Genomic DNA, 12,488 nt, shown 5'->3' on the forward strand with positions numbered 1-12,488 from the left:
GTAGTTGTTTACCTATATAATACCGAATATTCCATTGATTGAGAAGTCTCCGAGATACTAGAATGGCCGTATGAATTCTTCTTTGAAAATTGTTAAACTATAAGAAAACCAGTTTCATTCATTGGAATAAGGAGCTGGCTCGGTGATCGGAAGATGAACATCAGGGTAAAAGTAATTACAGTTTTTTTAAATTAAGGGGGAGATCATGAAGAAAGCTTTGTTGATTATAGACGTTCAAAATGGGATGTACCAGGAAGGTCATGTGGTACATGAAGGAGAAAGGCTGTTACATAATCTAAAAGAACTCATAGCCAAAGCCCGGGCTGCCGGGTCGCCGGTATTTTACATACAGCACAATGCACCGGCTGGTACGCCTTTAGAAAACGGTACAAATGGGTGGGAAATCCACCCGGAAATTGCTCCAACCCTTCAGGATCCAGTTATTCAAAAAAATACGCCTGACTCATTTTTCAATACATCTTTAGATGAGGAACTGAAAAAACAAAGAATTGAGCATTTAGTTGTGACGGGTATTCAATCAGAAGTCTGTGTAGATACAACTTGCAGGAGGGCGTTTAGTCTAGGCTACAAGGTTACTCTCGTTTCGGATACACACAGCACGTGGGGTGCAGAAGAGATTTCGGCTCAACAAATAATCAACCATCACAATCGTGTGTTACGCTGGTTTGCTGATGTCAGTCCAAGTGAACATATTAGATTTGCCACATAAATGTTATAAATGGCCAAGTCTATCGTTGAAACAATTCGGAGGTGATAATTTTGCGGCTGCTCAAAAAACATAAAGGTATGGCCACGATTATTTTCATTGCCGTGGTCTTTCTGGCTATGAACTTTACCTTTCCATTCTCAGTAGTTAGTGTGGAAAAATCTTTCAGCCATACGCCGGACCCGGTATTTTTAAAGGAATACAAACAGGAAGTCGATCAAACGGAAACATACTTATCATCTATAGAGGAAAAAGATGAGATTCTCACCCTATTAAGTAACATCACTGCCCAGTTAAAGCATCCGTATTTTACTCAAGAAAAACCCACAGTGAAAATAGAGGAAATAAAACAACTTAAAAAAGACTGGGCAGACCTATCTGAACAGTTAAACTCTCTACAGGGTACACAGCATTCTTACGATGAAGATTATATGGAAAATCTAAGTGAAATGGTTGAGCTTCAAATTGAAAACTTAAAGGAGATCGAGAAAGATGGGACGATGAAGTTTAATACAAGATCTGATCTTGAAAATCTCTTTGATCATGTTCATAAGACAGCCTGGAGTTCAAACTTAATGGTTCAATCGATTTGCCGTGAGATTGAATAATGGTTTTTTTTACGTGATGAAATGATATAAGATTTAAGATTTAAGAGTTTAGCCAAATAGGATTCTGTATTTCAAAGAGTGGCTGTCCCTCACCAAAGAAACAGGCACTCGTTTTATTGATAAAGCTGGCCGGTGTAGTTGCATGAGGAATTAGCCCAAAAGCAGACCAATATAGGACTACGAATATGCATCTGTGTAAGAATATATAAAAATAGTTTCAATCCCACCTTTAATATTCTAGTATGTAACCTATAGAGTAAAAAACAGCGGAAAGTGATGGCGAGTACGAATGAAATTAGTGACATTAGAGAACGTTATGAAGCAGCAGAATAATCGTACAGTCTTAAAAGGTATCGACTTAGTGATTGAAGAGCATTCCCAAATTGGCATTAAAATGTCAAGGGAGGAAAGTGAGCTTTTTTTTGAGTTGCTTTCTGGGAAAATTACTCCTTCGAGCGGGCATATCCAGAGAGAAACAGATTCCGTACTGGCGGATATTAGAGAAGATGGCTTATATGAAAGCTTAACCGTTCAAGGCTATTTGAACTTCTTTAAAAAGGTTTCGGGCTTTGAAGCGTCTTTAGAGGAGTTTATCGCATCTTTCTCGCTGTCGGATGTTTGGCAGACAAAGATCAAGCGGTTGACGATCGACCAGCAAAGAAGGGTCCGTTTATTTCGGGTGTTTATCCTTTCTCCAAAGCTCTTATTAATTGAAAGTCCTTTAACGAACTTAACGAATGAAGGCATTGAGCTGTACTTAAAGGCGCTGGCCCATCTGCGCTCCGCAAACATCACCACGTTATTTACTTCCCACTACACAGAAGAACTGCTGCTGTTAAGCGAGGAGATTTATCGTTACCATCCGCAGGCCGGCTTAGAAAAGACCGATCTTGCTGTTGAGGCAGAGCCTGAGACTGCGGATAAAGATGAGACGAAAGAGATGCAGCCCCGCAATGTGTACAAGGTTTCTTCGAAAATGGCAGATAAGACGATCTTTTTTAGTCCGGATGAAATTGATTTTATTGAAAGTATAAACAGTGTGAGCAATATTCGAATCGGCGATGAATATTTTCCAACCGATTTGACGATGAATGAATTGGAAGAAAAATTAGCGACGTTCGGTTTTTTTAGATGCCACCGTTCCTACTTAATTAATTTGCAGCGTGTGTCCGAGTTAGTCAGTTATTCCAAAAACAGTTATACATTACTATTAAAGGGGAATCCTAAGGTGAAATTGCCTCTTTCCCGCTCACGCTTAGAAGAAATGAAGGAATTAATAGGTTTTTAACGTACCGTTGAGGTTGAAATAGTATATTTCAGCCTCAATTTTTTACATTTGAGCACTTTTGGGTACTGTTCAGCGGATTTTTACGACTTTTCCATGTCTTCCTTTTAATATGAATACCAGGAAGTCAACTTCACGAATTACAGTTCGAAATTAATGAAGGAGAGATAAAATGGAAAAACGAAAAGTCATTCACGTTGAACACTTATCCAAGAAGTTTCAAAAAGAAACGGCTTTAAAGGATTTGAATTTTTCAGTCCATGAAGGAGAAATCATCGGCTTTCTTGGTCCTTCGGGTTCCGGGAAGACAACGACGATAAAAATATTGACCGGCCAGCTGCCCCAGACCTCTGGTAAAGCTTCAGTATTAGGGAAGCCGACCGAACAAATCGATGAAGAGATTTACGAGCAGGTGGGCATTGTCACAGATAACAGCGGGCTGTATGAAAGAATGACGGTTTACAGCAATCTGACCGTATTTGCGAAGTTGTTGAATGTAGAGAAGCAGCGTGTGGACTTTCTATTAAAAAAGGTTGGTTTGTATAATCATAAGAATAAACTGGCGAGCAAGCTGTCCAAGGGCATGAAACAGCGCTTAATCCTGGCGAGAGCGATGCTGCACGAGCCGAAGGTACTTTTCCTCGATGAACCGACGAGCGGATTAGACCCCGTGACTTCTGAAGCCATTCATGAGCTGCTGCTCGAATTAAAAGAGAACGGCACGGCCATTTTCCTGACCACCCATAATATGGAGGAAGCGGCCAAGCTTTGTGACCGGGTGGCGCTGCTAAATGACGGACTGATCGTGGAAAACGACGCTCCTAAAGTATTAACGCTTAAGTTCAATCAGAATAAACAGTACCGCGTTTTATTAAGAGACGAAATCGAACATGTGCTGCCACACACGGAAGAAAATATAGCAAGAATCCACCAGTGGATGGCGAGTGACGAGCTGTTAACGATTCATTCGAGTGAACCGACGTTAGAGAAAGTGTTCTTAGAAGTGACAGGGAGGGAATTAGTGTGAAGGTCTCGCTGAAAAAAATCAACGCCATTTTTCAATTGAAATCACAGCTGCTGCTAAGCAATATGAGTGTCATCTTAACCCCGGTCTTTGCGATTGGATTTGTTCTGCTTATGAAAAATCTGATACCGGAAGTAAGCGTGGAGGAGCAGGGGGTCAGCTTTTTTACAGGGGCCTTTCTACTTGGCTTCGGACTGATCTTTAATATCGGCATCGCCGGCATTTCGATGAGCAGTCACCCGATCGCTGAAGAAAAGGAAAAGAACACCTTACGAGTATTAATGACTTCCTCCGTAAATGGAGTGGAGTATTTTATCGGCAGTATGCTGCCAACGTTAATCATCCTGATGATCGTCAACGTGCTATTGATTCCTGCCAGTGGAATTGCTTTTGGAGACATCCAGATGCCAACCTACCTACTCATTACAGGAGCGGCCAGCATCATCAGTATTCTAATCGGTTACATTATCGGAATCATCTCGAAAAACCAGACACAGGCCGGACTTGTAGGGATGCCGATTTTGCTTGTCTTAACTTCAGCCCCATTGTTTCGCATTTACAATGAAACCATTGCCGATATCCTAAACTACACTTATGCAGGTGTCCTTACCAATTTATCGCAAGGATTGTTTTCCGGCGGCTATCAATGGAGTGTATTAGACAGCGGTGTGCTAATATGCTGGTTCGTCGTTTGCTTAGGGTTGTTTGTGTTCATTTATAAAAGAAATGGGTTAGACAGTTAAAATCCTGGAAGGAGGATGAAGAATGTTTAAAAAACAAGAAGGACGCTTTCACGTGAAGTCTTCGGAATACTTTTCAAATACGCAATTAACGGTGCTGGTGGACAAAGAAACGGGCGTTCACTATCTCCACTCATGGATTACTTCAGGGGGCGGCGGGATTACGCCTCTGTTAGATGAAAATGGCCATGTGATTATCAATAAAGATTTTTAAAAGGTGTACCAAGACACCACAAAAAGTGCCTGATTCTCCTAAAGGAACAGGCACTTTTATTTTGCGTATCGCCGCCTCAGCTCCAGTCCTGTCATCTTTACTCCCCAGCCCCATGCTCCGTACCCCAGAGGTGCATCTGCTCAAGAATCGGCATGACCGTCTTTCCCATTTCCGTCATCGAATACTCTACTTTAGGCGGGATCGTATTATATTGCACGCGCTGAATAAACTGATCCTCTTCCAGCTCTTTTAGCTGCTGGCTCAATACTTTATGAGAAACGCCGGGGAGCAGCCTCCTTAATTGGTTATACCTTAGCGTTCCGTCTGTACCTAAATGCCATAGAATGACTGTTTTCCACTTGCCTCCAATTTTATTTAAGGTATATTCAATCGAGCATTTCAATTTCCCATCTTTATCTAATGGAGCATCCATGGAATCATCATCCTTTCTTACCTTTAGGTTAGTGTCTCACCAAAAAGTGCATACTTACATAACTCTTTTGCCATTATTATAATAGATGTCGTAAGCAGAAGGAAACAAGGAGGAAAATCAGTATGCAGCCATATCCAAGAGCATTTTCTCATATAGGATTATCTGTACCCAATCTGGAGGAGGCCGTCCGTTTTTATACCGAAGTCTTTGGCTGGTATGTGATGATGGAGCCATCTGATGTAGAGAATGACAATACGCCCATCGGCCAGATGTGCCGTGATGTATTTGGGGACCAGTGGGACAAATTCAGAATCGCTCACTTATCCACCGGAGATAAAATCGGGATCGAATTGTTTGAGTTCCCGGACAATCAACAGCCTGACAATAACTTTGAATATTGGAAGACAGGCATCTTCCATTTCTGTGTGCAGGATCCGGATATCGAAGGCATCGTGGAAAAAATTAAGGAACACGGCGGAAAACAGCGGATGCCGATCCGGGAGTATTACCCTGGAGAAAAACCATTTAGAATGGTGTATGTAGAGGATCCTTTCGGGAACATCTTTGAAATTTATTCACACAGCTATGAGCTGACATATTCAGAAGGTGCCTATTAAATACGCCCTCAATTAAAAAGTGCCTGTCCCTCATCAAAGGTACAGGCACTTCTTTTATTGATAATTCACAATCGCCGGGCTTGGATCCATCTTTACAACTTCTTCAGGCGTCAGAACCGGCTGGTCTTTATCATAGAAAATCTTAAAGCCGCCATACTGGGAAGGCTTATCACGTACATATTTTTTATACAGTGCCATTTTATCGATAGAATTGCCCCAGCCGTCAAAGTTAAGCGCGACTTCGACGTTGTCTGTCGGCTGGATGGCATCTTTATTCGTCAGCACGTGTTCCGTGAACTGGTGGACGAGTACGAACTTATCAGGCAGGTTGTTTTCCTCCGTCAACTGGGAAAGGTATTCAACGGCTTCCTGAACTTCCTGGCCGTCGACCTGGCCAAGGTCTTCACCTGGCACTTCCCCTTCATCGACCTGGAATTCCGTATCGATCGCCAGATGAACGTTCGGGTGCTTGAGCCATTTCTCAAGGCTCTTCACCTGGTTCATCACTGTATCGGTTCCGAGCTGAACATCAAGAAGGACAATCGCATCGTGCTTCTCCGCTAATTTTACATACTCCTCGATTTTTTCATCGGGAAGCTGGCTGACGTACGTTCCATCAGGGCCTGGATCGCGGTGGGCCATCGTCGTGATCAGCTCGATCGTTGGAATCGCCGGCCGGTCAGGATCGGCATCTGAGTAGGCCTGTGTCTGTTCTTTCAGCTGTCTCATAAACTCCTCGGGCTCAAGTGTTCCGAGAATCCCCATATTTGCTGATTGAGGGGTGCCGTAATAAGCGACAAGCCGATGATCCTTCAGCGGTCCGTTCGTCTTATCTTCCATATCTTTAGCCAGTGTTTCACCGGCAGGAACAGCACGTGCAGGGTCACCGCCTAGCGCCATCTGCTGCTCGGGCATATTTTGCAGCTCTTCTTCTGTTAAGGTTTCCTTTAAGGGAACGGCATCTTCCGAGGGCTCTAACGCTTTATAAGGAGGCTCCGGCTCCTTCTTTTTCTCTGGTTGAGTTTCTTCTTCTTTTTCCGGATTCTCCTCTGCCTCTTTGGACGTCTGCTGGGAACAGGCTCCGAGAAGCAGAATAAATAAGGCCGCCACCAGCAGCCACGTGATTTTTTTCATGTTGTTACTCCACTTCCTTTGCAATGTAAAGATTGGGTATACAGGAACAATCTAGAAGGAATCCTAACACATTTTTCAGCAGCTGAGGCTATTGTAATCGTATTGAAATAAAATCATAACAAGGTGTTTATGAACGCTGCTCAATCTGCTGAACGATCTCCTCACAGATCTCATGAGTAATCAGTGAATCCTCAATGGACGGATCCGGCGTCTGGTCGTTCTTCACACAATCGATAAAGTGATCGACAATCTGGAAAAAGCCACGCTTCGATAACGTCGGCTCCCAGCCTCCGTATGTAGAAATATTCACTTCCTTATCGTGATAGTGCGTCGTATCTGTCAGGTTATCGACGACATATTTATGGTGGCCGGCATGATATTCAATGAGCTCCTCCGTCACACCGCCATTACGGTTCATAATGCCAAGAGCCTGGCAGCCTTCACCGATCAGCTGCACGACAATCTGATTCAGCAGCTCCCCGTCCCGCTGGAAATCCACCTTTACATCCTTCACTTCGGTATCCATTAAAAAGCGAAGCGTATCCACGACATGAACGAAATCCTCCACGACAAACCGTCTCGGATCATCTGACTCATTAAAGCGGTTCTTCTGCATAAGCAGCAGGTTCGGCTTCCCATGCTCCTTCAACTCATTTATCGTTGGAATAAACCGGCGGTTAAAGCCAACCATCGCCATCTGTCCCATTTCACGCGCCAGCTCGACAATGCGCTTCGTCTCATGAAAATTCAAGGAAATCGGCTTATCTATGTACATATGAATCCCCTGGTCAAGCAGCTTCTCCGCAATCTCCGCATGAGCCTCTGTCGCTGCACTGATAAACACCGCATCCACTTTTTTAGCAATCAGCCCATCAATCGACTCTACCTTCTCAAGGATCCGATACTTATCACCCAGACGCCTCAGCTCCTCCGTATTTCTCGTACAAAGGACGAGCTCAATCTCTTCCTTCTGCGAAAGTACCGGCAAATACGCCTTCTTCGCAATATCACCGAGCCCAATAATCCCAACCCTCATGGTAAACCCTCCCATATTAAAAACTAGTACCCTTCTCATACCCCAAATCAAGAGGAGGGAATCTCTTAAATCCCACACTTCATGATAAAATGGAAACAGAATGACAATACGGAGGATTACTTTATGAAAATTACCATTATCTCGGTCGGAAAACTAAAAGAAAAATACTTAAAACAGGGCATTAACGAATACGTTAAGCGTCTTATCCCGTATGCGAAGGTTGATATCGTTGAAGTCCCTGATGAAAAAGCACCCGAAAATTTAAGTGAAGCGCAAATGCTGGAAGTCAAGCAGAAGGAAGGCGAGCGGATCCTGGCAAAAATCCAGCAAGACACTTATGTGATTACACTGGAGATAGAAGGCAAGCAGCTGACTTCAGAAAAACTCGCCAAGCAACTTGATGACCTGGCGACGTATGGCAAGAGCAAGATGGCGTTTGTGATTGGAGGATCACTGGGATTAAGTGATGAGGTGCTGCAGCGGAGTGATTTTGGTTTGTCTTTTTCAAAGATGACGTTTCCTCATCAGTTGATGCGGTTGATGCTGGTAGAGCAGGTTTATCGGGCGTTTAAGATTAATCGGGGGGAACCGTATCACAAGTGAAGAATTGACTTTTGGTCTATTTAGCTAAAGGGGTATAATTGAATATACCAATATTTGTTATAATTAAGATAGTAGCAGAATAATAAATACAGGTGTGATAAAAATTGATAGTTTACGAAGCAACAAAAAAAGACTTCTGTAATGATGTCTTCCAAGACACTCTCGTATCAAATATTGTTACCAACTACACCAACAGAATTGGTCATATTAATCAAAGCGAAGTAAGGTCTTGGAATAATTCTATGCAATATATGTATCGTGTCCTTATGGATAATGAAATCCCTGACGATGCAGGGATAGCTATAGAATTTCAAATTCCTCATACTTCTAAAAGAGTTGACTTGCTTATCTCTGGAAAGGATGGGGAAGGTGACTCTGTTGTTGTTGTGGAGTTAAAACAGTGGGAAAAAATTGAGAAGATAATAGGTAAAGAGGCCATAGTTAAGACATTTATAAATCGTGGGTTGCGAGAGACTACGCATCCTTCTTATCAAGCATGGTCTTATGCTGCCCTTATAAAAGATTACAATGAGAATGCACAAAAGGAGAATATAAACCTCTATCCTTGTGCTTATCTTCATAATTACAATAAATTAGGCACTGAAGATCCTTTGACGGATAAAATTTATGATTACTATGTTGAGAGGTCACCTGTATTTGTAAAAGGTGGCGCAGCTGATCTACGCTCCTTTATTAAGCGGCATATAAAGTTTGGAGACAATAAAGAAAACTTATATAAAATAGAGAGTGGTCGCATTAGGCCTTCAAAGTCGTTACAAGACTCCTTAAACAGCATGCTTAAAGGTAACGAAGAATTTATAATGATTGATGACCAAAAAGTAATCTTTGAAACCGCGTTGCAATTGGCTGAGAAAGCAACCAGAACGGGCACTAAACAGGTACTTATCGTACGTGGTGGACCAGGGACTGGGAAGTCAGTTTTAGCAGTAAATCTCCTCGTTGAGTTAACGAACCGAAGTCTTGTTACTCAATATGTCACTAAAAATGCAGCGCCTCGAAAAGTATACGCCAATAAGTTAAAAAAAGATTTCCGTAAAGGCCATATCGATAATTTATTTAAAGGGTCAGGTAGTTATGTGGATGCTCCTGATAATGAATTTGATGTTCTAATAGTTGATGAAGCTCACCGATTAAATGAAAAGTCAGGAATGTTCCAACATCTGGGTGAGAACCAGATGAAAGAAATCATTAATGCTTCCAAACTATCAATCTTTTTTATTGATGAGAGACAGAGAGTCACTTTAAAAGATAAAGGTAATGTTAAGACGATTGAGGAGTTTGCCCAAGCAGAGAAATCAGAAATTACGCTAGGGTACTTGGAATCGCAGTTCCGGTGCAATGGGTCAGATGGTTTTCTAGCATGGGTAGATGATGTATTAGAAATTAGACAAACGGCAAATGCCGACTTTATTGATAATAGTTATGATGTACAGATTTTTTCAGATCCAAATGAACTGTTTAATACCATTAATGATTTAAATAAGGGAAATAATAAATCTCGCCTGGTTGCCGGTTACTGTTGGGACTGGATTAAAGAGGGGAAAAACCAATCTGAAGTGCACGACATTCAAATAAAAGAGAAGAATTTCGCTAAAAGCTGGAACTTAGGTAATTCTGAAACATGGGCAATAGATGAGGAGTCTATCCATGAAGTAGGTTGCATTCACACCTGTCAGGGGCTGGAATTTGACTATGTGGGTGTAATTATTGGTGATGATTTAACCTTTGAAAACGGTAAGATAAAAACTGATTATACTCAAAGAGCTAGTACTGATAGTTCTCTTAGAGGTATCAAGAAAATGGCAAAAAGCAACCCACAGAAAGCTGAGCGTGTGGCGGATGAAATTATTCGTAATACTTATAGAACTTTAATGACTAGAGGGCAAAAAGGTTGTTATATTTATTGTACTAACAAGGATCTGGAAGAGTATTTAAAGGATAGAGTAAATAATTTATCTATAACTTATAGCGATAAAGTTGCAGAAGAAATAGAAAAATACAAGTAATTTATAATAAAAAAATCCATTGTTTATGGGTTTTTTATATTTTAACATAGTAATTTATTGTAAATAATAGTAAAATATTCTTGCGACTTACATAGGAGGTGAGAATATATGACCTTATTCTTAATTGGATTCTTAGCATTAATAGTTGCCCTAATCTATTTAATATTCCATTTTGTTAGCAAGATAAAGTATAAAGAGAGAATTTTATCAAAAAAGTTATTTTTTCCTCTTTTATTCGGTGGACTCTTATTTATGATTTTTGGTATAGGGTTTTCGGAAGACACTTCTGCAGCAGAACTTCAAGAGGAACTCAAAAAGAATGAAGAATTGTCAAATGACCTCAAGCAGTTCAAAGAAGAAAATGAAGAGTTAAAACTCCAACTTGAAGAACTCGATACCGCAAAAAAAGACTTAGAAGATGAGTTAGTAAGTACACAGGAAACTTTAAATACAAATTCTGATAAATTGAATGAGTTTAAAGCTTCATCTAAAGAACGCGATAAAGAGAAGAAGGAATTAACAGAAGATAAGAAGCAATTAAACGAAGAAGTAGATAAGCTTAATTCAAAGGTCGATGAGCAAAAAGACTTAATTAGCGAACTAAAGGATGAGAAATCATCCCTTCAAGCAGAAGTAGACAACTTACAATCAACAACTACAGTTTCTTCCAGTGAATCTAGTAAAACTGTTTCTACAGGAAGTAGTACTTCAAGCAGTGGTAATAGCAATACGTATTTTGACAACTGTAGTGCAGCTAAAGCAGCTGGCGCTGCACCTGTTTATGAGGGAGATCCTGGTTACGGCCGTCACTTAGATCGAGACGGTGACGGGGTAGGGTGTGAATGGTAATAAATATAAAAACTTTAAAATAAGCATATCTTTGAGATATGCTTATTTTTTGATTGTTTCTTTATTACTAAAAGATGGTTGTTCTATTAGGGGAAGCTCTACCCTTTATAAACTTCTCTAATATGCCAGTCCGTGTAGTCCTGACTAGGCTGGTATAAAGAAGACACAGGGTTTCGTGCTTTATGCATATGGAAAGAAGTGACCAGATCTTCAAAAGTTCCAAATCCTGTAGCATGGGAAGAAACTAAAATTAAATGTTCATTAGTAACCGTCATTATTCCCTGGTCAAATAGCTTATGGTGCAAGGAACATAAGGCTAAACCATTTTCTTCTACATCTGGACCATTGAATTGGTGCCATTTAATATGGGCGGCTTCGATGCCCACTAATCGATTGTGAATTTTTGCGTTAAAACCACAAATAGCACACCTCTCTTCATAGGCTTCAAGTATTCTTTTCCGAAACTCAGGATCTCTGCGCTTCCTGGACAGTTTATAGGCTTTGTTAAGTGAGACCGCTTCAAGAAGGTCATCATGAAGAGTAGTGGGAAAATGCTCCTCTAAAATCTGTTGTGCCGTATCAAATATTAGGTTTTTATCCTTTTCCAACAGAGCTTGAACTTCCGGTGTAAACCCTCCAGTGATTTGATTATCTAATAACTCCCGCCTAACTTTTGAGTAATTAGTGCTTTTGTAATCTACAGAAGTGCTTAATGTCCAGATCCCATCGTTAGGTAATCGGACAAATGGTTGTTCAGGGTGTTGAGATTTCCGGGGAGGACCGAATTCAATTAAAAGGGCTTTAAGATCCGAATCTGCTTCGGAAAAAGGAATAGCTGTTTGCTTGTAAGTATGTAGCTTGCCCAGCGCGTATAAAATCAATAAAGGTTTATGAGGAGCTCGTTGGTCGTATTTTTTCCAAATGGTAATCTGTTCTACTCTTCTCCTGAATTGATTTATATTCAAAGGATTATACTCCCCTCGTAACAAATTTTTTTAATACTTATAACTCTATTAAACAATTCCGCTAGACTTAAACATACAAAGTAACATTTTTAAGAGCTAGTTATGTTAATATTTAACATATAAATTAGCAGAACTTATAAGAGGAGAGTTAACGTGGGGTGAGTCTTAACATTTTTTGTAAATCATAAGCCTTTATAAAAACTTAAGGCTACCTATTAAGTAATAA

Annotated in this window: 14 protein-coding genes; 10 read left to right on the plus strand and 4 right to left on the minus strand. The window is 40.8% G+C overall.

The genetic code is table 11. The features are described 5' to 3' along the window. Positions 1 to 205 precede the first annotated feature (205 nt). The 6 genes from B7E06_RS00760 to B7E06_RS00785 all read left to right on the plus strand — a co-directional run bounded on the left by B7E06_RS00760 (position 206) and on the right by B7E06_RS00785 (position 4,598). On the plus strand, positions 206 to 730 hold the full coding sequence (locus B7E06_RS00760; protein WP_179133909.1) for a cysteine hydrolase family protein: 525 nt from the start codon (positions 206 to 208) through the stop codon (positions 728 to 730). A gap of 50 nt (positions 731 to 780) precedes the next feature. Next, a complete protein-coding gene (locus tag B7E06_RS00765; RefSeq protein ID WP_082232056.1) occupies positions 781 to 1,335 on the plus strand; it encodes a hypothetical protein in 555 nt (184 codons plus the stop codon). Between the two features lie 289 nt (positions 1,336 to 1,624). Next, positions 1,625 to 2,623 (plus strand): LytTR family transcriptional regulator DNA-binding domain-containing protein, encoded by a 999-nt coding sequence (locus B7E06_RS00770; RefSeq protein WP_082232057.1) that lies wholly within the window; start codon positions 1,625 to 1,627, stop codon positions 2,621 to 2,623. Positions 2,624 to 2,792: 169 nt separating this feature from the next. After that, complete coding sequence (locus B7E06_RS00775; RefSeq protein WP_082232058.1) at positions 2,793 to 3,647, plus strand: ABC transporter ATP-binding protein; 855 nt, start codon at positions 2,793 to 2,795, stop codon at positions 3,645 to 3,647. Further along, the gene (locus B7E06_RS00780) at positions 3,644 to 4,387 is read left to right on the plus strand and encodes an ABC transporter permease (protein ID WP_082232059.1); all 744 of its coding nucleotides are present in this window, start codon (positions 3,644 to 3,646) and stop codon (positions 4,385 to 4,387) included. Before B7E06_RS00775 ends, B7E06_RS00780 begins: the two co-directional genes overlap by 4 nt. A gap of 22 nt (positions 4,388 to 4,409) precedes the next feature. After that, entirely contained in the window at positions 4,410 to 4,598 is a 189-nt protein-coding gene (locus B7E06_RS00785; protein WP_082232060.1) for a DUF6440 family protein, read from the plus strand. A 97-nt stretch (positions 4,599 to 4,695) separates the two neighbouring features. On the opposite strand, the gene B7E06_RS00790 is transcribed toward B7E06_RS00785, so the two are convergent. Next, on the minus strand, positions 4,696 to 5,031 hold the full coding sequence (locus tag B7E06_RS00790; protein ID WP_082232061.1) for a winged helix-turn-helix transcriptional regulator: 336 nt from the start codon (positions 5,029 to 5,031) through the stop codon (positions 4,696 to 4,698). 122 nt (positions 5,032 to 5,153) lie between these two features. Here B7E06_RS00790 and B7E06_RS00795 point away from each other — a divergent pair, with 122 nt between their 5' ends. Then, on the plus strand, positions 5,154 to 5,648 hold the full coding sequence (locus tag B7E06_RS00795; RefSeq protein WP_082232062.1) for a lactoylglutathione lyase family protein: 495 nt from the start codon (positions 5,154 to 5,156) through the stop codon (positions 5,646 to 5,648). 54 nt (positions 5,649 to 5,702) lie between these two features. On the opposite strand, the gene B7E06_RS00800 is transcribed toward B7E06_RS00795, so the two are convergent. After that, positions 5,703 to 6,782 carry a hypothetical protein gene (locus B7E06_RS00800; protein WP_082232063.1) on the minus strand — a complete coding sequence of 360 codons (1,080 nt, stop codon included), beginning with the start codon at positions 6,780 to 6,782 and terminating at the stop codon, positions 5,703 to 5,705. A gap of 127 nt (positions 6,783 to 6,909) precedes the next feature. Further along, positions 6,910 to 7,818, minus strand: a complete 909-nt coding sequence (locus B7E06_RS00805) for a Gfo/Idh/MocA family protein (protein WP_082232064.1) — start codon at positions 7,816 to 7,818, stop codon at positions 6,910 to 6,912. A gap of 123 nt (positions 7,819 to 7,941) precedes the next feature. Between B7E06_RS00805 and rlmH the strand changes: the two genes are divergently transcribed. The 3 genes from rlmH (at position 7,942) to B7E06_RS00820 (ending at position 11,297) form a co-directional block, all read left to right on the plus strand. Beyond that, the gene (rlmH, locus tag B7E06_RS00810) at positions 7,942 to 8,421 is read left to right on the plus strand and encodes a 23S rRNA (pseudouridine(1915)-N(3))-methyltransferase RlmH (protein ID WP_082235853.1); all 480 of its coding nucleotides are present in this window, start codon (positions 7,942 to 7,944) and stop codon (positions 8,419 to 8,421) included. Positions 8,422 to 8,525: 104 nt separating this feature from the next. After that, complete coding sequence (locus B7E06_RS00815; protein ID WP_082232065.1) at positions 8,526 to 10,448, plus strand: DUF2075 domain-containing protein; 1,923 nt, start codon at positions 8,526 to 8,528, stop codon at positions 10,446 to 10,448. Positions 10,449 to 10,556: 108 nt separating this feature from the next. Continuing rightward, the gene (locus B7E06_RS00820; RefSeq protein ID WP_082232066.1) at positions 10,557 to 11,297 is read left to right on the plus strand and encodes an excalibur calcium-binding domain-containing protein; all 741 of its coding nucleotides are present in this window, start codon (positions 10,557 to 10,559) and stop codon (positions 11,295 to 11,297) included. A gap of 98 nt (positions 11,298 to 11,395) precedes the next feature. On the opposite strand, the gene B7E06_RS00825 is transcribed toward B7E06_RS00820, so the two are convergent. Further along, complete coding sequence (locus tag B7E06_RS00825; protein ID WP_082232067.1) at positions 11,396 to 12,262, minus strand: phosphorothioated DNA-binding restriction endonuclease; 867 nt, start codon at positions 12,260 to 12,262, stop codon at positions 11,396 to 11,398. Positions 12,263 to 12,488: the final 226 nt, after the last annotated feature.

Source organism: Halobacillus massiliensis (assembly GCF_900166625.1).
In the GTDB taxonomy this organism is placed as follows: domain Bacteria; phylum Bacillota; class Bacilli; order Bacillales; family Halobacillaceae; genus Halobacillus_A; species Halobacillus_A massiliensis.

Bases quoted from the DNA above. Each gene is read 5' to 3' on its own strand.
- B7E06_RS00820 (WP_082232066.1), top strand. From the start codon at position 10,557: ATGACCTTATTCTTAATTGGATTCTTAGCATTAATAGTTGCCCTAATC.
- B7E06_RS00760 (WP_179133909.1), top strand. From the start codon at position 206: ATGAAGAAAGCTTTGTTGATTATAGACGTTCAAAATGGGATGTACCAG.
- B7E06_RS00805 (WP_082232064.1), bottom strand. From the start codon at position 7,818: ATGAGGGTTGGGATTATTGGGCTCGGTGATATTGCGAAGAAGGCGTAT.
- B7E06_RS00785 (WP_082232060.1), top strand. From the start codon at position 4,410: ATGTTTAAAAAACAAGAAGGACGCTTTCACGTGAAGTCTTCGGAATAC.
- rlmH (WP_082235853.1), top strand. From the start codon at position 7,942: ATGAAAATTACCATTATCTCGGTCGGAAAACTAAAAGAAAAATACTTA.
- B7E06_RS00770 (WP_082232057.1), top strand. From the start codon at position 1,625: ATGAAATTAGTGACATTAGAGAACGTTATGAAGCAGCAGAATAATCGT.
- B7E06_RS00790 (WP_082232061.1), bottom strand. From the start codon at position 5,031: ATGGATGCTCCATTAGATAAAGATGGGAAATTGAAATGCTCGATTGAA.
- B7E06_RS00800 (WP_082232063.1), bottom strand. From the start codon at position 6,782: ATGAAAAAAATCACGTGGCTGCTGGTGGCGGCCTTATTTATTCTGCTT.
- B7E06_RS00795 (WP_082232062.1), top strand. From the start codon at position 5,154: ATGCAGCCATATCCAAGAGCATTTTCTCATATAGGATTATCTGTACCC.
- B7E06_RS00775 (WP_082232058.1), top strand. From the start codon at position 2,793: ATGGAAAAACGAAAAGTCATTCACGTTGAACACTTATCCAAGAAGTTT.